We start from the raw sequence: 22,856 nt of genomic DNA, 5'->3' as shown, positions 1-22,856 counted from the left end.
AAAGCCATTTTCGTGCTGAATTAGTACCAATCATACCTATACAAGCAATGCTAACATTTTCTACAAGAGGAGTCCCCGACCAACTACGGCCGGGTCACTCATCACCGGGCTGGCAGGCGAGTAGCCGCCTTTTTCTGTCATGGGCATTCGTGCTCCTGTGTGCCGTAAGCACATTCGCGCAAACCCGCATTACAGGTCGTGTACTCGATGATCAGCAGCAAGGGCTACCGGGTGTGAGTGTGGTGGTGAAGGGTACTACTATTGGATCGGTAACTGACGCCAATGGGCAGTACACAGTAAACGCCCCCGATAAGTCTGTTGCACTCGTGTTCTCCTACATCGGCTATGTGTCGCAGGAAGTGCCGATCAATGGGCAGAATGCCATCAACATCAACATGGCTTCGGACACCAAGTCACTGAACGAAGTGATTGTGGTAGGTTACGGCACCCAGCGCAAAGAGACCATCACCGGTTCGGTAGTGGCCGTAAAAGGTGGGGATCTGGTCAAATCACCAACCACCAACTTATCTAACTCACTGGCCGGTCGGCTGCCGGGTGTAACGGCCGTAAACCGTAGCGGCGAGCCAGGTTACGATGGCTCAACCATCCGGATTCGGGGCACCAACACCCTGGGCAACAACAGCGCCCTGGTGGTGGTAGACGGTATTCCTGACCGGGCGGGTGGACTGGACCGCATCAACCCAGCCGATATCGAGACCATTTCGGTGTTGAAAGATGCCTCGGCCGCCATTTACGGGTCACGGGCCGCCAACGGCGTTATTCTGATTACCACCAAGCGGGGCAAAAGTGGCAAGCCACAGTTGTCTTATTCACTTAATCAGGGCTTCGCTCAGCCAACCGTAGTACCTAAGCTGGCTAACGCAGCTGAGTATACCAGTATGCTCAACGACCTGAACATTTATGAATTACCAGTAGCTGAATGGGCAGCGGCAACCACCGCATACCAAACGAATGGCACCTATACCCGTCCAGATGGTTCGGTTAGAACGGCTCCTTATTCGCCCGCGAGCATTGCCAAATATGCTGATGGATCTGATCCCTGGAATTTTCCAAACACCGACTGGTACGCCTCTACGCTGAAAACATGGTCGCCGCAGACGCGCCATAACCTGCAACTGAACGGCGGCTCCGACGATTTCAAGTATCTGGCTTCGCTCGGTTATCAGAACCAGGATGCGTTTTACAAGAATTCGGCCACGGGCTATCAGCAGTATGATCTGCGGCTCAACATCGACGCCAACATCAGCAAAAACCTGCACCTCTCCCTGGGCATTCTGGGGCGCGAAGAATTCCGCTACTACCCAACACGCGGCGCCGGAGCCATCTTCCGCATGCAGATGCGCGGTAAACCAAACCAGCCCGCTTTCTGGCCAGATGGTCGCCCGGGGCCTGACATCGAGAACGGTGAAAACCCCGTGGTCATCACCACCAACGCAACGGGCTACGACCGCGACAAGCGGGACTACATCCAAACCAATGGGCAGCTTGATTTCAAGGTGCCGGGTATCGAAGGACTTAAGTTTTCGGGAACGGCGGCCGTGGATAAGCTGAACCAGAACAACCGGCGCTGGGAAACCCCCTGGACGCTCTATGAGCGTGGAACAGGCCTGGACGCCAATGGCAACCCCAACCTGACGGCCAGCGTACGGGGCCCCGCAGAACCTCGCCTGACCCTGGGTAACAACACGCAACTGAACATCCTGCTGGGTGCGATCGGTACGTATGAGCGCAAATTCGGCGACCACGGCCTGACCGTACTGGCTGGTATTAACCGCGAAACCATCAGCGGCGATAACTTCAACGCATTCAGACGCTACTTTATCTCGCCCGCGATTGACCAACTGTTTGCGGGGGGTGCACTGGAGCAGAACAACAACGGAGGCGCCTTCAACCGGGCCCGTCTGAACTACTTCAGTCGGGTTGCCTACAACTACAAAGACAAGTACCTCTTCGAGTTCCTGAGCCGCTATGATGGATCGGATATCTTCCCCGAAGCGACGCGTTACGGTTTCTTCCCCGGCGTGATGGCGGGATGGGTTATTTCAGAAGAAAACTTCTGGAAAGGGGCCGCGCCGGTGATGAACTACTTCAAGATTCGGGCCTCTTACGGGCAGTTGGGTAACGACCAGATTTATCTGCCTGGAACCAGTACACTGGCTACGTATCAGTACCTGGCCACCTACGGGTTCAACACCTACATTATCAACAACGCGGCGCAGCAAACGCTGGGCGAGGCCCGCATTCCGAATCCCAACATTACTTGGGAGGTGGCCAACAACGCCGATATCGGCCTGGAAGGTCAGTTTTTCAACGGCAAGCTTAGCTTCGAGTTCGATTACTTCAACAACCTGCGTACCTCGATTCTGTATCCCCGCAACGCCTCAGTGCCCCGCACCACGGGCTTGACGCTGCCTCCGGAGAACATTGGCAAGGTACGTAACAGCGGTTTCGACGGTCAGATCAGCTACAACAGCCAGGTGGGTGGCCTGCGGTTCAACGTGGGCATCAATGGTGGCTACGCGCAGAACAAGATTCTGTTCTGGGATGAAGCCCCCGGCGCACCTGAGTGGCAGCGGACAACAGGCAAACCCATCAATGCCTATCAGACTTACCAGTACGATGGCGTGTTTGCTACCCAGGAAGAGATTTCATCGAACCCGATCGACTATTCGGCTATCGTGAAAACGCTTCGTCCCGGCGACATGAAGTACAAAGACATTGGCGGACGCGATGCCAACGGGAACCTGACCAACGTACCCGATGGCAAGATCACGCCGGACGATCAGGTACGTAACAACCGCACCAACCTGCCTCTGTTCCAGGGCGGTTTGAACCTGACAGCTTCGTACAAAAACTTCGACCTGACGATCCTGTTCCAGGGAGCCGCCGGAGCACAGCAGTACATCAGCCTGGGCGAGTCGGGTAACATCGGTAACTACCTGAAAGAGTTCTACACCGACCGCTGGACGGTACAAAACCCAAGCAGCGTACACCCACGGATTGCCAACCGGAGTGATCAGTACTACTCAGGCGGCAACACCTACTGGCTACGGTCAGCGGATTATATCCGCCTGAAAAACTTTGAAGTGGGCTACACCATTCCAGAGACGTTTGTCAAAAAGATCGGCATCAGCAGCCTGCGGGTTTACGCCAACGGACTGAACTTGTTCAACATCGTAAACAAACTAGGTTCGTTTGACCCTGAGGCCGACAACGCCACGGGTCAGTACTATCCACAGTCGCGCATCATCAACACAGGCCTGGCGCTTCGTTTCTAATCACTAACCATTATGTTACGACAAGTTAAAACCATCAGTTTAAGCCTGCTTATCACGGCCTTCGCCGTGACGGGCTGTAATGACGATTTCGTCAATACACAACCCCTGGATCAGGTATCCGGCACCGCCGTTTGGTCTGATGCAGCCCTGGCCGAAGCATTCGTCACCGGTATTTACAGCGGCCTGGGGCAGGGCGGCTTCGACGAGCAGCAACTGGCTTCGTTGACCGACGAAACCATCTTCACGCACCCGGGCCGGGGTATCACCACCATCACCGAGGCGCGTACTAACCCTGCCGATGCGGGCTGGATCAACGGGACTATCGAGTGGAACCAGATGTACCTGCGGATTCGGGCCACCAACCTGGCGCTTCAGAATCTGGCCACGCCGGGTTTTCCCAACACCAACAGCATCGCCGATCGCCTGAAAGGGGAGGCCACATTTCTGCGGGCTTACTACTACCATCAGTTGGTGCGCTACTACGGCGGCGTACCGATCGTTGACAAGGCCTACTCGCTGGGAGAAGCTGATTATGCAGTAACCCGGAATTCAATTGAGGAGTGTGTCAACTTCATCGTCAAAGACTGCGACGCGGCGGCAGCGCTGCTGAAAGGTAAGTCGCTGGCCAAAGGTCGGGCAACCGAACTGGCCGCCCTGGCCCTGAAGTCACGGATACTGACCTATGCAGCCAGTGACCTCTACGATGCCACCACCGCCAAAGCCAAGTCAACCACGCACGCCACCTTTGCCCAACCCCAGTTTCTTGGGTACGTAGGCGGAAGCCGGGCCGACCGCTGGCAGAAAGCCAAGGCCGCCTCCAAAGCGGTGCTCGACCTGACAGGTGGCTATCAGCTGAACCTGTCGGCCCCGGTTTCCAAAGATGCCGGATCGACCAACTACTCCAACATCGCCCTCTCGCGCAACGGGGGTGAGCAGGACGTATTATTCTCGCGTTCGTTCGTCAACCAGAAGCCCGAAGCGGGTGGTCAGCAGGGCTTGTTCAACGGGCCAAACGGCTACCACAACTGGGCGGGCAACACGCCGGTATCGCTGCTGGTGGACGACTACGAAATGATGGATGGCTCCAAGTTTAGCTGGAGCGATCCGGCCAAAGCCACAACGCCTTACGCCAACCGTGACCCCCGCTTCTATGCCTCGATCCTCTATGACGGTGCCCCCTGGAAACCACGGACGGCCGACGTAGCCGCCAAAGATCCGGCCAACCAGATCCAGACCGGACAGTATGAAGTAACAAGTGGCAGCGGTAAAGTAACGGTGGCTGGTCTGGACACCCGCAAGAGCACGGTAGAAGACTGGAACGGTAGCTACACGGGCTATTACATGCGCAAGTTTACCGATCCGAGCCCGGCGATTGTGGATCAGAACACGTATCAGCAAGTTCCCTGGCCGTTCTTCCGGGTCACGGAGGCGGCCTTCAACTACGCCGAGGCCTGCATTGAACTGGGTGAGGATGCGGAAGCCAAAACGTGGCTGAACCGGATTCGTTTCCGGGCCGGGATGCCTGCCCTTACCGAAACCGGCGACGCCCTTCGGCAACGCTACCGCAACGAACGGCGCATCGAAATGGTGTTTGAAGAGCAACGCTACCACGATGCCCGCCGCTGGATGATTGCCCCCGCCACGCTGGGCCGTCAGGCTAACACGATCAGCATCACCGGTACGTTGAAGCCGGGCAAGACGGTGAGTCTGTACCGTTACGACCCCACCAGCTACGACTATGCTTACCGGGTAGTCAATATTGATCCGGGCAAAGAGAACCGCACCTGGCTGGACAAGATGTACTTCCTGCCCATCAGCCGCGATGAGATGAACCGGAATAAAAACCTGGTGCAGAATCCGGGCTATTAAGCCGTAGCATATGTTATAATAGCGGGAGTTCCCTGCTGGTTAATCCAGCTTGCTCACTCCTACCAGCCGACGAATGCCAGCGTAGATTACGCTGGCATTCGTCATTTAAAGACATTCATCATCAGCTGTTAGCAACGTACCTGAAAATAGTTGCTTTCTCTAAAAAAAGAAGCCTGAATCTAGACAGATTCAGGCTTCTTTTTTTAGAGAAAGCAAGAGCTACAATAAGCCGTCTAAGGCTACTGGTTTACTAACAATAGAATTGCTCGCGCGCTTAAAAAAAGCAATGTATAGAATATTTAACATCAAGTATATATACCACAATTTGAGTCATTATTTGCAATAATACTCATAGTAACGATCAATATTTACTCAAATAACAGCTAGTAGATAGGGGAATAAATATCTTTTGTATAGGATTAATACCAAAACATAACCTAATTATGCGATCAACTTCTACGAGGAAACTCAGGGCCTTTATCAGTCCGGAGCACTCATCACCAGGCTGGTTCACCAGAAACCGTCTGTGCGCATCCTTGGCTTTTGTACTGCTTTGTATGGCCAGTACATTTGCTCAAACGAAAATCACGGGACGTGTACTCGACGAGCAACAGGCCGGACTACCTGGTGTCAGTGTAGTCCTGAAAGGCACAACGCAAGGATCTGTAACCGACGCTGCAGGTAACTTCTCAATAAATGCGCCAACCAAAAACAGTTCACTGGTTTTTTCTTACATCGGATTTGTATCGCAGGAGATACCGATCAACAACCAGTCGAGCATTAATGTTACGTTGGCTGCCGACACAAAAGCCCTCAATGAAGTGATTGTGGTAGGTTACGGCACCCAGCGCAAAGAGACCATCACCGGTTCGGTAGTGGCCGTAAAAGGTGGTGATCTGGTCAAATCACCAACCACCAACTTATCTAACTCACTGGCCGGTCGGCTGCCGGGTGTAACGGCCGTAAACCGTAGCGGCGAGCCAGGTTACGATGGCTCAACCATCCGGATTCGGGGCACCAACACCCTGGGCAACAACAGCGCCCTGGTGGTGGTAGACGGTATTCCTGACCGGGCAGGTGGACTGGACCGCATCAACCCAGCCGATATCGAGACCATTTCGGTGTTGAAAGATGCCTCGGCCGCCATTTACGGGTCACGGGCCGCCAACGGCGTTATTCTGATTACCACCAAGCGGGGCAAAAGTGGCAAGCCACAGTTGTCTTATTCGTTCAATCAGGGCTATGCTCAGCCAACGGTAGTTCCCAGCCTGGCTAATGCAGCCGAGTATACCAGTATGCTGAATGACCTGAACGTGTATGAGTTGCCAGTAGCCGAGTGGGCTGCAGCTACCAAAGCGTACCAGACTACGGGTTCATATACGCGCCCGGATGGTTCGGTTAGAAAGGCTCCTTACACGCCAGAAAGTATCGCTAAATATGCCGACGGATCTGATCCCTGGAATTTCCCGAACACCGACTGGTACGCCTCTACGCTGAAAACATGGTCGCCGCAGACGCGTCACAACATGCAACTGAACGGCGGTACAGAAGACTTTAAGTATTTGGCTTCTATAGGCTACCAGAACCAGGATGCGTTTTACAAGAATTCGGCCACCGGCTATCAACAGTATGATCTGCGGCTCAACATCGACGCCAACATCAGCAAAAACCTGCACCTCTCCCTGGGCATTCTGGGGCGCGAAGAATTCCGCTACTACCCAACACGCGGCGCCGGAGCCATCTTCCGCATGCAGATGCGCGGTAAACCAAACCAGCCCGCTTTCTGGCCAGATGGTCGCCCGGGGCCTGACATCGAGAACGGTGAAAACCCCGTGGTCATCACCACCAACGCAACGGGCTACGACCGCGACAAGCGCGATTACATCCAAACCAATGGGCAGCTCGACTTCAAGGTTCCGGGTATCGAAGGACTTAAGTTTTCGGGAACGGCGGCCGTGGATAAGCTGAACCAGAACAACCGGCGCTGGGAAACCCCCTGGACGCTCTATGAGCGTGGAACAGGCCTGGACGCCAATGGCAACCCCAACCTGACGGCCAGTGTACGTGGCCCCGCAGAACCACGTCTGACCCTGGGTAACAACACGCAACTGAACATCCTGCTGGGTGCGATCGGTACGTATGAGCGCAAATTCGGCGACCACGGCCTGACCGTACTGGCTGGTATTAACCGCGAAACCATCGAAGGCGATAATTTCAACGCTTACCGTCGTTTCTTCATTTCACCCGCGATTGACCAACTGTTTGCGGGGGGTGCGCTGGAGCAGAACAACAACGGAGGCGCCTTCAACCGGGCCCGTCTGAACTACTTCAGTCGGGTTGCCTACAACTACAAAGACAAGTACCTCTTTGAGTTTCTGGGCCGCTACGACGGATCGGATATCTTCCCGGAGGCGACTCGTTACGGTTTCTTCCCCGGCGTAATGGCGGGATGGGTTATTTCAGAAGAAAACTTCTGGAAAGGGGCCGCGCCGGTGATGAACTACTTCAAGATTCGGGCCTCTTACGGGCAGTTGGGTAACGACCAGATTTATCTGCCTGGAACCAGTACACTGGCTACGTATCAGTACCTGGCCACCTACGGGTTCAACACCTACATTATCAACAACGCGGCGCAGCAAACGCTGGGCGAGGCCCGGATTCCGAATCCCAACATTACCTGGGAGGTGGCCAACAACGCCGATATCGGCCTGGAAGGTCAATTTTTCAACGGCAAGCTTAGCTTCGAGTTCGATTACTTCAACAACCTGCGTACCTCGATTCTGTATCCCCGCAACGCCTCAGTGCCCCGCACCACGGGTCTGACGCTGCCTCCGGAGAACATTGGCAAGGTACGTAACAGCGGTTTCGACGGTCAGATCAGCTACAACAGCCAGGTGGGTGGCCTGCGGTTCAACGTGGGCATCAACGGTGGCTACGCGCAGAACAAGATTCTGTTCTGGGACGAAGCCCCCGGCGCACCTGAGTGGCAGCGGACAACAGGCAAACCCATCAACTCTTATCAAGCCTATGAGTATGATGGCGTATTTGCTACCCAGGAAGAGATTTCATCGAACCCCATCGACTATTCGGCTGTCGTGAAAACGCTTCGTCCCGGCGACATGAAGTACAAAGACATTGGTGGTCCGAACGGTTCGGGTCCAGATGGCAAGATCACGCCGGACGATCAGGTACGTAACAACCGCACCAACCTGCCTCTGTTCCAGGGCGGTTTGAACCTGACAGCTTCGTACAAAAACTTCGACCTGACGATCCTGTTCCAGGGAGCCGCCGGAGCACAGCAGTACATCAGCCTGGGCGAGTCGGGTAACATCGGTAACTACCTGAAAGAGTTCTACACCGACCGCTGGACGGTACAAAACCCAAGCAGCGTACACCCACGGATTGCCAACCGGAGTGATCAGTACTACTCAGGCGGCAACACCTACTGGCTACGGTCAGCGGATTATATCCGCCTGAAAAACTTTGAAGTGGGCTACACCATTCCAGAGACGTTTGTCAAAAAGATCGGTATCAGCAGCCTGCGGGTTTACGCCAACGGACTAAACCTGTTAAATCTTGTAAACAAACTGGGTTCGTTCGATCCCGAATCTGGTAACTCTACGGGTCAGTACTATCCACAGTCGCGCATCATCAACACAGGCCTGGCGCTTCGTTTCTAATCACTAACCATTATGTTACGACAAGTTAAAACCATCAGTTTAAGCCTGCTTATCACGGCCTTCGCCGTGACGGGCTGTAATGACGATTTCGTCAATACACAACCCCTGGATCAGGTATCCGGCACCGCCGTTTGGTCTGATGCAGCCCTGGCCGAAGCATTCGTCACCGGTATTTACGCCGGCCTGGGGCAGGGCGGCTTCAATGAGCAGCAACTGGCTTCGCTGACCGACGAAACCATCTTTACGCACCCGGGCCGGGGTATCACCACCATCACCGAGGCCCGTACCAACCCCGCCGATCCGGGCTGGATCAATGAGACTATCAACTGGAACCAGATGTACCTGCGGATTCGGGCCACCAACCTGGCGCTTCAGAATCTGGCCACGCCGGGTTTTCCCAACACCAACAGCATCGCCGATCGTCTGAAAGGGGAAGCCCTGTTTCTGCGGGCTTACTACTACCATCAGTTGGTGCGTTATCACGGCGGCGTACCGATCGTTGACAAGGCCTACTCGCTGGGGGAAGCTGATTACGCGGTAACCCGGAATTCAATTGAGGAGTGTGTCAACTTCATCGTCAAAGACTGCGACGCAGCAGCAGCCCTGCTGAAAGGCAAGTCGCTGGCCAAAGGCCGGGCAACCGAACTGGCCGCCCTGGCCCTGAAGTCACGGATACTGACCTATGCCGCCAGTGACCTCTACGATGCCACCACCGCCAAAGCCAAGTCAACCACGCACGCCACCTTTGCCCAACCCCAATTGCTTGGGCACGTAGGCGGAAGCCGGGCCGACCGCTGGCAGAAAGCCAAGGCCGCCTCCAAAGCGGTGCTCGACCTGACGGGTGGCTATCAACTGAACCTGTCGGCCCCGGTTTCCAAAGATGCCGGATCGACCAACTACTCCAACATCGCCCTCTCGCGCAACGGCGGAGAGCAGGACGTGCTTTTCTCGCGTTCGTTCGTCAACCAGAAGCCCGAAGCGGGTGGTCAGCAAGGCTTGTTCAACGGGCCAAACGGGTACCACAACTGGGCGGGCAACACGCCGGTATCGCTGCTGGTGGACGACTACGAAATGATGGATGGCTCCAAGTTTAGCTGGAGCGATCCGGCCAAGGCCACAACGCCCTACGCCAACCGTGACCCCCGCTTCTATGCCTCGATCCTCTATGACGGTGCCCCCTGGAAACCACGTACGGCCGACGTAGCCGCCAAAGATCCGGCCAACCAGATCCAGACCGGACAGTATGAAGTAACCAGCGGCAGCGGTAAAGTAACGGTGGCTGGTCTGGACACCCGCAAGAGCACGGTAGAAGACTGGAACGGTAGCTACACGGGCTATTACATGCGCAAGTTTACCGATCCGAGCCCGGCGATTGTGGATCAGAACACGTATCAGCAAGTTCCCTGGCCGTTCTTCCGGGTCACGGAGGCGGCCTTCAACTATGCCGAGGCCTGCATTGAACTGGGTGAGGATGCGGAAGCCAAAACGTGGCTGAACCGGATTCGTTTCCGGGCCGGGATGCCTGCCCTTACCGAAACCGGCGACGCCCTTCGGCAACGCTACCGCAACGAACGGCGCATCGAAATGGTGTTTGAAGAGCAACGCTACCACGATGCCCGCCGCTGGATGATTGCCCCCGCCACGCTGGGCCGTCAGGCCAACACGATCAGTATCACCGGTACGTTGAAGCCGGGCAAGACGGTGAGTCTGTACCGTTACGACCCCACCAGCTACGACTATGCCTACCGGGTAGTCAATATTGATCCGGGTAAAGAGAACCGTGCCTGGCTGGACAAGATGTACTTCCTGCCCATCAGCCGCGATGAGATGAACCGGAATAAAAACCTGGTGCAGAACCCGGGTTATTAATTAGTGCATAATGCGGGAAGAAATCGGCTGAAAAGTCTAATTTACTCCTTATCTTCAACTGATGCCAGCGTGAGTTACGCTGGCATCAGTCTTTTAAAGGAAGTCCGTTTTTCCGTTATGAACGTAGTCCTGTTTCTTGGAGTAATCGGGCTTATGGCCCACACCGCCTGTCAGGCACAATCGTCGGGTATCGTTCGGGTGAAGGGCGGCGAAAAAGCCATTCCGTACCGCGATCGTTACCAGTATGACCAGTTCCGGAACGGCACCGTATCGTTTCTAAACGGCACAACGGTCGACGCCCGGTTTAATTACCAGGTCATACTGAGCGAGATGCACTTCATCACCGCGCGCGGCGACACCATGGCCCTGGCCGACGACCCCATTGTAAGACAGGTTGAGGTTAATACGCCTAGCCCGGCCGGGAAAGTGCTGTTTTTGTATGATCAAAAACGGGGCTACAGCGAAGTGGTAGCCGATTACAACGGAGTTAAACTGGCCGCCAAACAGGGGCTCAAAACCACAAACCGCGAGAAGATGAGCGCCTACGGCCAATCGACGGGCGCGGGGGCCATCACCACCTACCAGTATTACTCGGGCGGCAACATGAGTGTCAGCAAACTCGACTCGAAAGGCGACCTGCTATTCAGAAAAGAGACCACTTTTTTTCTGGTGGATAAAAACAACCGGTTCCACCCGGCAAATCGGGCTGGCGTGGTCAAGCTGTTCAGCGACTATCGCCGACAGATTGACACGTACCTGGAAAGTAACCCCGTCGATTTTAACCAGGGAGATCAATTGCAACGGCTACTTATATTCTGTAGCAATCTGCTCTAAATCCACCAATTTTGCCGTGTATTTCCCGTTTCCCCGTTTCATGATAGTCTCTTTCCAACGCTTATCCGGTTTATTACTGGTGGCGGCCTGTTTCTCCGGGCTGAGCTGCCAGAACTCCTCTACTACCGACGAGTCGGCCACCGCAACAGAAGCAACCACTCCCACCGGACCGCCGTTATTTACGCTGCTCTCGCCCGATCAGACCGGTATTACCTTCGCCAATAACCTCACCGAAGGCCTGAATACTAACGTACTGATGTATGAATACTTCTACAACGGCGGCGGGGTAGCTGTGGGCGATCTGAACGGCGATGGATTTGACGACATTTATTTTAGTGGCAACATGGTACCCAACCAGTTGTACCTCAACAAAGGAAATCGCGGCGGCGAACCGATGGCATTTACCGACGTCACCACGGCAGCAGGGGTAGCCGGGCGCGAAGGTCCCTGGCGCACTGGCGTGTCGATGGCCGATGTAAACGGCGATGGTCGACTCGATCTCTTTTTGTGTTACTCGGGCAGCGTACGCCCCGAAAACCGTACGCCGCAACTCTTCATCAACGACGGTCCCGACGCCCAGGGTATCCCTCACTTCACCGACCAGACCGTCAAATATGGCCTGAACAACCCGGCGCAAAGCACGCAGGGCACCTTTTTCGATTACGACCGCGATGGCGACCTCGACCTCTTTCTGCTGAATCACAACCCCAAATCATTACCGGTACTCGACAAAACCAGTACGGCGGCGTTGCGTAAACAGACGAACCCGGAGATTGGCATGCGCCTGTTTCGGAACAATGGAAACCGGTTCGACGACGTAACCAGTCGGTCGGGGCTGAGCAGTTCGGTACTGAGCTACGGACTGGGCGTGGGCGTCTCGGATCTGAACGCCGACGGTTGGCCCGATCTGTACATTTCCAACGATTACGCCGTTCCCGACTACCTGTACATCAATAACCACGACGGCACGTTTCGCGATGCCCTCAAAACCAGCGTTGGCCATACGTCCAACTTCTCGATGGGCAACGCCGTGGCCGACGTGAACAACGACGCCCGCCCCGATATTCTCACGCTGGATATGTTGCCCGAAGATAACCGGCGGCAGAAACTGTTGATGGCCCCCGACAACTACGAGAAATATGCGCTTGGCGTTGAATCGGGTTTCCATCACCAGATCATGCGCAACATGCTTCAGATCAGCAACGGCGACGGTACTTTCCGCGAAACCGGGCAACTGGCGGGCATTTCAAACACCGACTGGAGTTGGGCGCCCCTCCTGGCCGATTACGACAACGATGGCTGGAAAGATTTGTATGTGACCAATGGGTACGTTCGCGATTATACCAACCAGGATTTCCTGAAGTACATGGCCGATTTCATGCAAAACCGGCCCGCCAACCCACAACGCGAGGATATTCTTGAACTAGTCCACCGAATGCCCTCGTCGAACGTACCCAACTACGCCTTCCGTAACCGGGGCGAGCGAGACGGAAACGTTACCTTCGAAAACGCCGGGCAAGCCTGGGGACTTACACAGGTATCCAACAGCACGGGAGCCGCTTACGCCGATCTGGATAATGACGGTGACCTCGACCTGATTGTCAACAACACCAACCAACCCGCTTATATCTTTCGGAACGAGACCGATAAAAAACGCAGCTTCATTAGCCTTAAGCTGGTTGGCAGCGGGGCTAATACGCAGGGAGTTGGGGCTAAAGTAACGATTTCGCGAAAGGGTAACCGACAGTATGCCGAACAGATGCCCACGCAGGGCTACCAATCGAGCGTATCGCCCCGGTTGCACTTCGGGCTAGGCACCGATACCGTCGTTGACTCGCTGATAATCGTGTGGCCAACGGGCAAACAGCAACTGCTCACCAACGTAAAAGCCAATCAGTTGCTCACCTTGCGGGAAACCGATGCCAAATCGATCTACCGCGCTCCAGCTCCTGCCCCTACTCTCTTCCGCCCCACGAAGTCGCCCTTGGCCTATACGCACCCGACCACGACAATCAACGATTTCAAGCGGCAGCCGTTACTGGTCAATGCGTTATCGTTTGGCGGGCCTTGTCTCGTGAAAGCTGATGTCAACGCCGATGGTCGCGAGGATGTGTTTGTGGGCGGAAGTAGCGGACAGCCGGGTAGCCTCTATATGCAACAGGCATCGGGTCAGTTCAGCCGCCTGCCCCAACCGGCGTTTGTGGCCGATACAGCTTCTGAGGATACCGACGCGGCGTTTTTCGACGCCAACGGTGATGGCTTCCCTGACCTCTACGTGTGCAGCGGCGGTTACGGCAATTTCCAGCCCGACGACCCGCGCCTGCAAGATCGGCTGTATCTGAACGATGGCAAGGGTCATTTTACGAAAAGTGCCGCTGCCCTGCCCACCATGCGCACCAGTACCAGTTGTGTGCGGGCAACTGACATAAACGGCGATGGTAGGCCTGACCTCTTCGTGGGCGGGCGGGTTATTCCGGGGCGCTATCCTGAATCGCCGCGCAGTTATTTGCTCATCAACACAGGCACCGGACCGGGTGGCCAACCCAAATTCACAGACCAAACGGCACAGCTAGCCCCTATGCTGACGCAGCCAGGCATGGTGACCGACGCTGCCTGGACAGACCTCAACGGCGACAAAAAACCGGAGTTAGTAGTGGTGGGCGAATGGATGCCCGTTATGGTGCTGAGTGTAGCCAACGGCGGAAAATTGACCGATCAGACCACGGCTTTTTTGGGTAAAGAATACCGGGGCTGGTGGAACAAACTATTGGTCGATGACCTTAATGGCGATGGTCGGCCCGATTTGGTGGTGGGCAATCAGGGCCTGAATACCCAATGCCGCGCCAGCGACCGCGAACCCGCCGAACTGGTCTACAAAGATTTCGATAACAACGGCAAAATGGATCCGGTGCTGTGCCTCTACGTGCAGGGCAAAAGCTACCCCCACGCCACCCGCGACGAACTCCTCGACCAGATGAGCATGCTTCGGCAACGCTTCACCAGCTACGACACCTACAGCAACGCCACTCTCACCGACGTGTTTACCCCCGACGAACTTCGCGATGCCAAACGACTGACTGCTAATGAACTACGCTCCCTGTCGTTCATCAGCACAGCTACCGGAAAACATACGGCCGTACCCCTGCCAACTGCCGCACAGTTGGCGCCCACATTCACTATCACCTCAGTTGACTATGATCACGACGGCCGTAAAGACTTGCTGCTTTGCGGCAACACCACGCAGGCACGCCTTCGGTTTGGCCGGTCCGATGCCAACAGTGGTACGTTATTACGGGGCAACGGCCGGGGCGGATTTGTGGCCGTTGATCCCGCACGGGCTGGCTTTGGCCTAACGGGCGATGTGCGCAGCGTGGTATCGATAGGCAACACCTTACTGATCGGCACCAACCAACAGGCTGTTCGCGCTTATCAGGCTCGGTGAGACTATTGCTTAACTAAATGTAAGCCATGAACAATCACACCCCTAGATAACGTATAGTCAACGCATTGCTGACGCGTGGCCCTTCGACTCCGCTCAGCAATGCGTTATACTCATCCATAATTCACATCAACTACCTTAATTGGGTGATTACGTAGTGTAGCAGTAATCAAATTAGCCGAGTATTACCTGGAAGCCGATACGGGCAACAGCGTTTTTTCCAGCTCATCGATGGTCCAGGCTTCGCGCGAAGGGGCATACGATTCCCGTACCTTTTTGATGTAATCGGGTGTCACCACCGCCGATTGCCGGCCTTTGATAGCCCGCGACGACGTACCCACAAATTCATAGCGGATGTAGCTGACCACCGACGCAATCCACTCATCGGTATTGTCCTTCATCGACGCCATTTCGCTTGGGTACGTCTTTCCCTCAATCGGACCTTTCAATCCGTGTAGCAGAATCCGGACAGCGAAATCACGGTCGTGGTTCATGTGTTTGGCTCCGCGCAGGGCGGGTGCGGCATTGGTGGGTAACCCGTTGCCATCGCCACCGTGGCAGGGCGAACACATGCCTTTGTAGATTTCACTGCCACTGACAATCAGCTTGCGTTCGGCGGCCGTAAAACCGCCCATTTTCATCCCGTATACTTTGGCATCCTCGTTCCGGTCGATGCTATTTTTAGTCTTGGCCAGCATCTGATTATTGGGGTTTTTAGCCAGCATATCCTGCACAATCTGTTGGGCACGTTCGTTTTTATTGGCTCCCAGCGACAACAGTATCTGCGTTTTTACGTCGTAATTTTCGTCATTCGCCAGGCTACCAACGCGGGCAATCATGTCGGTATCGTTCTGCTTCAGATACCGCTCACTGATCCAGATACCGGCCCGCCGCACCTGCGCATCACTGTCTTTCAGGGTGGCGGTCAGTAGCTCTTTGTCAACGGCATCCAGACCTTCAAGCGTCCACAAGGCGTGTAGTCTACCCAGAGCCGATGCCCCTTTCCGACCGGTTACTATCTGTTGCAAAGCCGGAATAACCGATTTATCGCCTAGTAGAATGAGCTGCTTTTGGGCGTTATCGCGCCACCAGCCGTTGGCGTGGTCGAGGTGCTTGACCAGATCGGCGGCGGGTACATCGAGCATGGCTGGCTTAGGGCCGGGTTTGTAGCCATCGTGTACCAACCGCCAGATACGGCCGCGCTGATTCACTTTGTCTAATCCATACTGATCGATTTTACCCCGCAGAAACGTTCCTTTCTTCGTCCAGTTCGATTCCTGAATGACGCCCCGGTTCATATCGATAATGTATAGCAAACCATCGGGGCCGGTGTAGGTGTTAACGGGGCGGAAGAAGAAATCGGTGCTGGCAATGAACTCTTTACGGTCGTATACCTTTTCCAGGTACGTCTTCCCTTCACGGTTCACAACCTTCGCCCGCCGTATAATTCGGGCCACGGGTTCGTTGATGAGGTAATCGCCTACCAGATCGGCCGGGAGGCGGTCGCCCCGGAAAATAGACTGCCCGTTGCCCGATGTGAAGTGGTTCAACGTACTATCGGGCCGCAACCGGGCCGGACCGCCCTGCACTTCGGGGTTCGAGATGCGCGACCAAACAGGGCTGAAATCGTCTTCGCTATACGCATCGGCAAACTCCAGCGCGCCATATTTCGGGTTGATCTGAAAACCAGAACCGGCGTTTTCTCCCCCGCCCCGGCTGTAGAATAACCGGCCGTAGTTATCGTGTGTCAGGCCCCACTGCCCGTTCGAGCCGCTATGCAGCGAATCGGGTTTGAGCATGCCACCAACGTACCTGAACCGGATGGGATCAACCGTTTGGTAGATGTAATTGTCGAGGTTCCAGACCAGTCCACTGCGCTGATGTTCGAGGTTACCGGGGGCTACTTTACCCAGCGTATACACGGCTCGTTTTTCGTCGGCTACACCATCGCCGTTCGTGTCTTTGTAGCTAAAAATATCGTAGGTATCCGTCTCATTAACCAGCAGTTCGTGATTGACACACAGCAACATACGCGGCAACAGCATGTCTTTAATGAACACCGTACTCTTGTCCATTTTGCCGTCGCCGTTCGTGTCTTCCAGCAACATCACCCGGCTTTTCTTATCCTTGGTTCCGGTGCCGTCGGCGTCCTGCGTGTAGGTTTCCATTTGGGCCACATACATCCGGGCGTTACCGTCCCAGGCAATGGCTACGGGTTCGGTAATCATGGGTTCGCTCGCCACCAGTTCCATGTGGTACCCCGCCGGCAGCACAAACGCCTGTTGGCTTTGTTCGGGCGTGAGCGGCGTAATCGAAAACGGCGCTAACGGGGGAACACCGCTGCTATCGACCGGAGCTGTTGCGGCCACAGCCACGGGCACCGGGGTGTTAGCGGGCGTGTTGGTTGCCATCTGAACCTTGCACGCATAGATAAACGAAGACAAGGCAAAGGTGCCTACAATCAATTGGTTACGTTTCATTTTGCACGATACGTTAGGCTATTGTTTAGCAAACCGGAAGAACGAATAACTGCATACGCTACTAAGCGCCGTGAGCAGATGCCAGATCGAATGCCCCTGAACGAGCGAATGCGGATCACAGCCAATTTTCTGTACGTCGAGGGTTCGGAATTTAACCGCTACGACCATAAGAACAAGACTCGCCACAGCTACTATTCCCGACCGTTTTTGCCTGAACTGAATGTAGTTAATGGCTATCAGAACCAGGAGCGACAGAATGAGCGACGGCAGTAAAATGGCGCTCGACACCAGCAGGGCGACCTTCAAAAACACGATAATCAGCGCCACTAGCGACACTACCCAGACTGTTTTTGCCAGCGATGTCAGCCGAATGCCGTGCAGCACGTGATAGAGCGCAATCGTGACCAGCACCAGCGTGATGCCGTAAGTTCCGTTCATATCGACCCGTTGCCCTATCCACGTCAGCGACGCATGAAAAAAGGCGCTACCGAAGCTGAGGTAAATAAAACAAAGCCCCATCAACGCCGACAGGGCCGGAAACGCCTCCAGCCGATTCTGCCTGTTTATCGACGACAGGCGGGACTGATCATAGTTAGCGATCAGCAAAATCAGCACGCCGAAAAAGAAATAGGCTAGATTAGAATACGTGTTCATGCGCTGATGAAAGAAGCGCGCCACGTTGTTGAATTCGCAGTATTCCACCACCAGCGCCGACTTGCTCACCAACATCCCCTCCCAGACGGAGCCGTTGAAAAACGAATCCAGCCCAAACCAGATCGCCAGCATAGCAAGGGTGATTAGCCCTGCCCGAACACTGAGCCTGACGAGAACTGACTTTTCCATAGACTCGTAGTACGTTACTTTAATATCGAGAATTTAATGTGCAGCGCTTTTGCCGCCAAACATCGCGCAGTGTATAGCGACCTGTCATCCCGAGGGCAGGAGCATCCACCGTTGAGAGATGACAAGAAGGTCTACGATAGCAATCAATTAGTCAAGCATTAGCTACGCCATCACTTCTCGAAATCGTCTTCAAGCAACTGCTTTTCGGTCAACACGCCGGTGCCGGTGGGTTTACGATCGCGCATTTTTTTGACGTCGGCGGCCGAAATACCTTTCCCTTCTTTGGCAAAGGCATTCTGCGTGAACCGGATAATGTCGACAATATCCTGATCGCTGATATCCTTGTTGTTGAGCAGGGCAGGCATCTCGTTATTCAACTCATATCGTTTGCCGTTTACATGAATGGGACCGCTTACGCCGTGCAGAATGATCGACGCCAACCGCTTCATCGATCCGTCTATGTATTCGGACCCTTTCAGGGGCGGGGCCAGATCCTGAATGCCTTTCCCGTCGGCACCGTGGCAGGTTGCGCAGATGCTGCGATAGAGTTTCAGGCCTTTTGTGCGGGCGTCGACGGCGTTTACCTCGGCTACATAAATTGAATTCAACTGCTTTTTCTGGCGGTTGTTGATGGTCAGGGTCAGGTTGCTTTTCAGCAGATCTCCTGGATTCATCGACGCCAGATACACGTTTTCTTTTCCGTCCAGTCCGCTGATCAACGCCTCCTGAACTACTTTCTGCGTCGCATATCTCTTGTCTATTTCCGACAGCATAGGCAGGAAGGTAGCCTCCGATAGCTTCAGCCAGGGATTCAACGCCACCGACAGATAGAGGTCGATCGTTTCGTTGTTGCGGGCCAGCAATTCCGTGCTCATAGCCTTCATGCCAGCTACCCGTTGCGGGGCGGCAAAGCGCTCCAGAAGGCCTAGCGCATGGGCAATGGTTTCGGGTTGTTTCGACTGTTTGATGATGCCACTCAGGTTGTCGAACGTCAGGGCGTTCAGCCCTTCCAGCACGTACAGCGCATGAATCGCCGTCGACAGCTCATTCCCCGATTTGGCCAACGCCAGCAGTTGATTCACCACCGTACGGTCTTTCCGCTGAATCAGCAACTGCTGGGCGCGATCTCTCACCCAACCGTTGGCATTGCTGAGCAAGGCAACCAACTGACCCGTCGTGGCTTTCGTAAAATCGGGGGTCGGGCCGGGCTTTTTCGCCTTGCTCGTGATTTTCAGAATACGACCCGCGTTCTGGAGCGTGTCCAGCTTTTTGCCAGCCAATTGTTCGGTCAGGTATTGCGAAATGTACGCTTTGTGCTGAATGATTCCCCGGTGCATGTCGACCACATAGATCGCCCCGTCGGGCCCATCGAACAGGTTTACTGGCCGAAACCCTTCGTCGGTCGATTCGATGAACTCGTTCCCCTCCACAGCCTCACTAACCGTTGTCTGGAATCCATCAAACTGCAACCTGTTTCGTTTGATCAAATTGGCTTCTGGCACGCAGACGAACGCATTCTGATTGTAACCGTCCGGGAAAGCCCCTCCCCGATACACCAACGGTCCACAGGCAGCCGTGACTTCTTTCAGCAATCCTTTTTCATCCAGAACGCCGGGTTGATATCCCCGATTGACGGATGTCTGATGCGTAGGGAACACCCGGTTACTGGCCAGGCGCTGATGCTCGGCGATGGTCGGTTTGAAATATCTGTTGCGGATTACCTTGTTAGGCAGCACAACATCGCCCTGTAAATTAGTCGAGTTGTTGTTGTAATACAGCCGCCCGAAATTATCTCTCGTGATACCCCACTGACCCCGATTCGACGTGGGCTCTTTCACCCATTTACCATTTTTCAACTGATACCTGAAATTGTAATTGGCGTTGTAAATCCAGTTATCAATGTTCATCATCAATCCGTTCGACGAGTGCTCCACGTTGCCACCTTCGGCATAGACCGGGTCGACCAGCGTTTTTTTGCCGGGCTTGTCACCAACGATTTCGACAAACCAGAGCTTGGGTCCGTCGACGTACAGCAGGCCGCCATACACGTGGGCCAGGGCTCGGGGCAGCACGAGTTTGTCCAGAAATACCTTGGCATAGTCAGCTACGCCATCTTTATTCCGGTCTTCCAGAATAGAAATCCGGCCGGTGGGTTCTTCTTCACCGATGCCTTCCAGATTGGGCATGTAGCCAATCATTTCCACCACCCAGATTCGACCTTTGTTGTCGAAATCGATACTGACGGGGGCTTTCAGCAGTGACTCGGAGGCAATCAATTTCAGATCAAACCCGTCGGCCACCCTGTAATCGGCGAGCGAAAAAACGGGCTTCATGCCGGCCATTTTCTGAAAGCCAACTGTAAAAATCGAAAGCACTAGTAAGGAGGCAATTGCGAACGTAAAGCGTTTTGTCGTAGCCATGTTTGGTAAAAGGATATTGGAGGTTGGATACTGGACGATGGATGTTGGATGACAAAAAACGTCCAGCATCCAATATCTAACGTCCATTATTCATTTACTTCCCCGGAAATGCCCGGAGCATCACGACACCGTGATATCGAATGTCTGTTTTGAATGAACCTGTAAAGATGCCCAAATCCTGCTGACGCCACACATCGCGCAGCCGGTACTTTCCGGTTAAACCAACGTTCTTAAAATCAAACGTAAATGATTTAGGTTTCTCATCACCCCAGCGAAAATAAGATGCCGGTGTTTTCCCGAAATCGCCGACGTTGAACAGGCCCACAGCATAGGAACCGTCGGCCAGCGGTTTCAGCCAAATCTGCATTCCGTTCTCGTTCACCACCAACCGGGCCGATTTCCCAAGCGGGTCCTGATCGATTTCGATCACCTCGTCGTTGGTGAGCAGATTCAGCGTGAAGGCATCGAGTTGTTCAATGGGACACCCAATAAGCATGGGCGCGGCCAGCAGGCTGAACAAGCTGACGTGGCTGTATTGCTCGTCGGGCGTCAGGCGGGTGGGGTGTAGTTGCGTGCCCGTAGTTACGTTGCCTACGATCATCATATCGGGGTCGTTCCAGTGGCCGGGACCGCCGAAAGGGGCCCATTTGTCGAGCGTAAAGGCCGACACGAACAGGCTGTTCCAGCTGTCGCGAATGTCGGGGCCGGTGCGGTAACTGTTGGTCAGACGTACCCAATCCTTGACGTTGGCAAACGGAGCCGAATTGGAAATGCTGTAGTGAATATCGCGGCCCGATTGTTTCAACGCCACCGACATGCGCTCGGCCGACGAAACGTCGATGCGCCAGTCGTATTTTAGGTAATCGACACCCCACTCGGCAAGCTGTTTGGCGTCGTTGGTGTCGAAGTGATGCTTGCCAACGTACCTGAACGATCGTTTGTTGGCGACGATGGCATCGGTAATATGGCCGTCTTCAAAGTCCGACGAGCCACCGATGTAGCCCGCGTAACTCGTGATCATGGGCGTTGAATACACACCGACTTTCAGGCCCAGGCCATGCACGTAATCGACCATTTTCTGGAAGGTTGGAAACTTGTCGTTGGGCTGAATACCGTTGAATTGACCGCCCCGTTTTCCCTGCCAGGCATCGTCGATATTGATGTAGGTCCAGCCGTGCTGGCTCAGGCCCATCCTCACCATCGCATCGGCCGAGGCCATCACTTTTTCCTGGTCGATGTTTCGCGCCCATGAGTTCCAGCCATTCCAGCCAATGGGGGGCGTCAGGGCAATGGTATCGCAGATTTTGAGGGTCAATTTTTTAGTGGCTTTTCCTAACGAATTGGTCGCAGTCAGGGTGGTCAGGTACGTTCCCCGTTGAGCTACCCGACCGGTGATTATCCCCGTTTTCTGATCCAGCATCAGGCCTTTCGGAAGCCCTTTCGCGGCGAACGTCATTGGGCGTTCGCCAGTGGCGGCAATGGTGTACAGCACCGGGTTGCCGGGCGTGGCCCCGAATACAGCGGCCGAATTGATGCGAGGCGTTTTGGCTGGTGGGGGCGTCAAGATATATTTCTCGTCCGAATTTGGGATGTTCCGAGGTTGGTAATTGTCCAACATCGTCAGCCGGGCGTTGGCCCAGTTGGAATAGACTTTCGTGCGGCCTTCGTCGTTGACCTTTACCAACAGACCCAGCCGTTTCACACCAGTCAGCTTCACGTTGACTTCTTTGGGTACGTCCCCCAGCCGCATCTCTCCGCTATCGAACAGCACCTTGCCGTCGGCGACGACGTAAAACGTATGGGGCAGGTCACGGTTCCCTTTATCATCCACACCCACCACAGCCGAAAATTCCGTTGCTTTTCCATCCAGAAAAAATGCCAGAATACTAGTGGAGCCCACGCCAACGCCCCGGCCGAAATACGTGCCCTTCATCCGCATGGAATCCCCGGCGGCCGTGGTTTTGGGCAGCACGGCCGGAATGCCTTCCGAAAAGGATTTTATGGGCAGATCATCCAGCCAGAGTGGGGTGGTTGTTTGGGCATTGGCCGACATGAGCGCCAGACAACACCCGGCAAAGAGCAGTATGGGTTGGTTGCGAAAAAGGTTGCCGAACATGGGTCGG

At 54.7% G+C, this 22,856-nt stretch carries 10 protein-coding genes; 6 read left to right on the top strand and 4 right to left on the bottom strand.

Going from position 1 to position 22,856, the window contains the following annotated elements; all coding sequences use genetic code 11:
- The first annotated feature begins 47 nt into the window (after nucleotides 1-47).
- From ACAW87_RS08900 to ACAW87_RS08875, 6 genes are all read left to right on the top strand, one after another.
- Entirely contained in the window at nucleotides 48-3,299 is a 3,252-nt protein-coding gene (locus tag ACAW87_RS08900) for a SusC/RagA family TonB-linked outer membrane protein (protein WP_370723022.1), read from the top strand.
- 12 nt (nucleotides 3,300-3,311) lie between these two features.
- A complete protein-coding gene (locus ACAW87_RS08895; RefSeq protein ID WP_370723021.1) occupies nucleotides 3,312-5,168 on the top strand; it encodes a RagB/SusD family nutrient uptake outer membrane protein in 1,857 nt (618 codons plus the stop codon).
- 557 nt (nucleotides 5,169-5,725) lie between these two features.
- Nucleotides 5,726-8,848: a SusC/RagA family TonB-linked outer membrane protein gene (locus ACAW87_RS08890; protein WP_370723020.1), complete on the top strand. Its 3,123-nt coding sequence runs from the start codon at nucleotides 5,726-5,728 to the stop codon at nucleotides 8,846-8,848.
- Between the two features lie 12 nt (nucleotides 8,849-8,860).
- Nucleotides 8,861-10,717, top strand: coding sequence for a RagB/SusD family nutrient uptake outer membrane protein (locus ACAW87_RS08885; protein WP_370723019.1), 1,857 nt, complete (start codon nucleotides 8,861-8,863; stop codon nucleotides 10,715-10,717).
- A 117-nt stretch (nucleotides 10,718-10,834) separates the two neighbouring features.
- Nucleotides 10,835-11,551, top strand: coding sequence for a hypothetical protein (locus tag ACAW87_RS08880; protein ID WP_370723018.1), 717 nt, complete (start codon nucleotides 10,835-10,837; stop codon nucleotides 11,549-11,551).
- Between the two features lie 40 nt (nucleotides 11,552-11,591).
- Nucleotides 11,592-14,993 carry a VCBS repeat-containing protein gene (locus tag ACAW87_RS08875; protein WP_370723017.1) on the top strand — a complete coding sequence of 1,134 codons (3,402 nt, stop codon included), beginning with the start codon at nucleotides 11,592-11,594 and terminating at the stop codon, nucleotides 14,991-14,993.
- 182 nt (nucleotides 14,994-15,175) lie between these two features.
- Here the strand turns inward: ACAW87_RS08875 and ACAW87_RS08870 are convergent, their stop codons facing one another.
- The 4 genes from ACAW87_RS08870 to ACAW87_RS08855 form a co-directional block, all read right to left on the bottom strand.
- On the bottom strand, nucleotides 15,176-17,470 hold the full coding sequence (locus tag ACAW87_RS08870) for a DUF7133 domain-containing protein (protein ID WP_370723016.1): 2,295 nt from the start codon (nucleotides 17,468-17,470) through the stop codon (nucleotides 15,176-15,178).
- Between the two features lie 18 nt (nucleotides 17,471-17,488).
- Nucleotides 17,489-18,313 (bottom strand): ceramidase domain-containing protein, encoded by an 825-nt coding sequence (locus ACAW87_RS08865; protein WP_370723015.1) that lies wholly within the window; start codon nucleotides 18,311-18,313, stop codon nucleotides 17,489-17,491.
- Between the two features lie 170 nt (nucleotides 18,314-18,483).
- Nucleotides 18,484-20,733, bottom strand: a complete 2,250-nt coding sequence (locus ACAW87_RS08860; protein WP_370723014.1) for a DUF7133 domain-containing protein — start codon at nucleotides 20,731-20,733, stop codon at nucleotides 18,484-18,486.
- A 94-nt stretch (nucleotides 20,734-20,827) separates the two neighbouring features.
- Nucleotides 20,828-22,849: an NPCBM/NEW2 domain-containing protein gene (locus tag ACAW87_RS08855; RefSeq protein WP_370723013.1), complete on the bottom strand. Its 2,022-nt coding sequence runs from the start codon at nucleotides 22,847-22,849 to the stop codon at nucleotides 20,828-20,830.
- Nucleotides 22,850-22,856: the final 7 nt, after the last annotated feature.

Source organism: Fibrella aquatica, assembly GCF_041321135.1.
In the GTDB taxonomy this organism is placed as follows: Bacteria; Bacteroidota; Bacteroidia; order Cytophagales; family Spirosomataceae; genus Fibrella; species Fibrella aquatica.
This window is presented reverse-complemented; position numbering and strand designations above follow the sequence as displayed.

Excerpts from the sequence above, each read along its gene's own strand:
- ACAW87_RS08900 (WP_370723022.1), top strand. The coding sequence starts at position 48 with ATGCTAACATTTTCTACAAGAGGAGTCCCCGACCAACTACGGCCGGGT.
- ACAW87_RS08895 (WP_370723021.1), top strand. The coding sequence starts at position 3,312 with ATGTTACGACAAGTTAAAACCATCAGTTTAAGCCTGCTTATCACGGCC.
- ACAW87_RS08890 (WP_370723020.1), top strand. The coding sequence starts at position 5,726 with ATGGCCAGTACATTTGCTCAAACGAAAATCACGGGACGTGTACTCGAC.
- ACAW87_RS08885 (WP_370723019.1), top strand. The coding sequence starts at position 8,861 with ATGTTACGACAAGTTAAAACCATCAGTTTAAGCCTGCTTATCACGGCC.
- ACAW87_RS08880 (WP_370723018.1), top strand. The coding sequence starts at position 10,835 with ATGAACGTAGTCCTGTTTCTTGGAGTAATCGGGCTTATGGCCCACACC.
- ACAW87_RS08875 (WP_370723017.1), top strand. The coding sequence starts at position 11,592 with ATGATAGTCTCTTTCCAACGCTTATCCGGTTTATTACTGGTGGCGGCC.
- ACAW87_RS08870 (WP_370723016.1), bottom strand. The coding sequence starts at position 17,470 with ATGAAACGTAACCAATTGATTGTAGGCACCTTTGCCTTGTCTTCGTTT.
- ACAW87_RS08865 (WP_370723015.1), bottom strand. The coding sequence starts at position 18,313 with ATGGAAAAGTCAGTTCTCGTCAGGCTCAGTGTTCGGGCAGGGCTAATC.
- ACAW87_RS08860 (WP_370723014.1), bottom strand. The coding sequence starts at position 20,733 with ATGGCTACGACAAAACGCTTTACGTTCGCAATTGCCTCCTTACTAGTG.
- ACAW87_RS08855 (WP_370723013.1), bottom strand. The coding sequence starts at position 22,849 with ATGTTCGGCAACCTTTTTCGCAACCAACCCATACTGCTCTTTGCCGGG.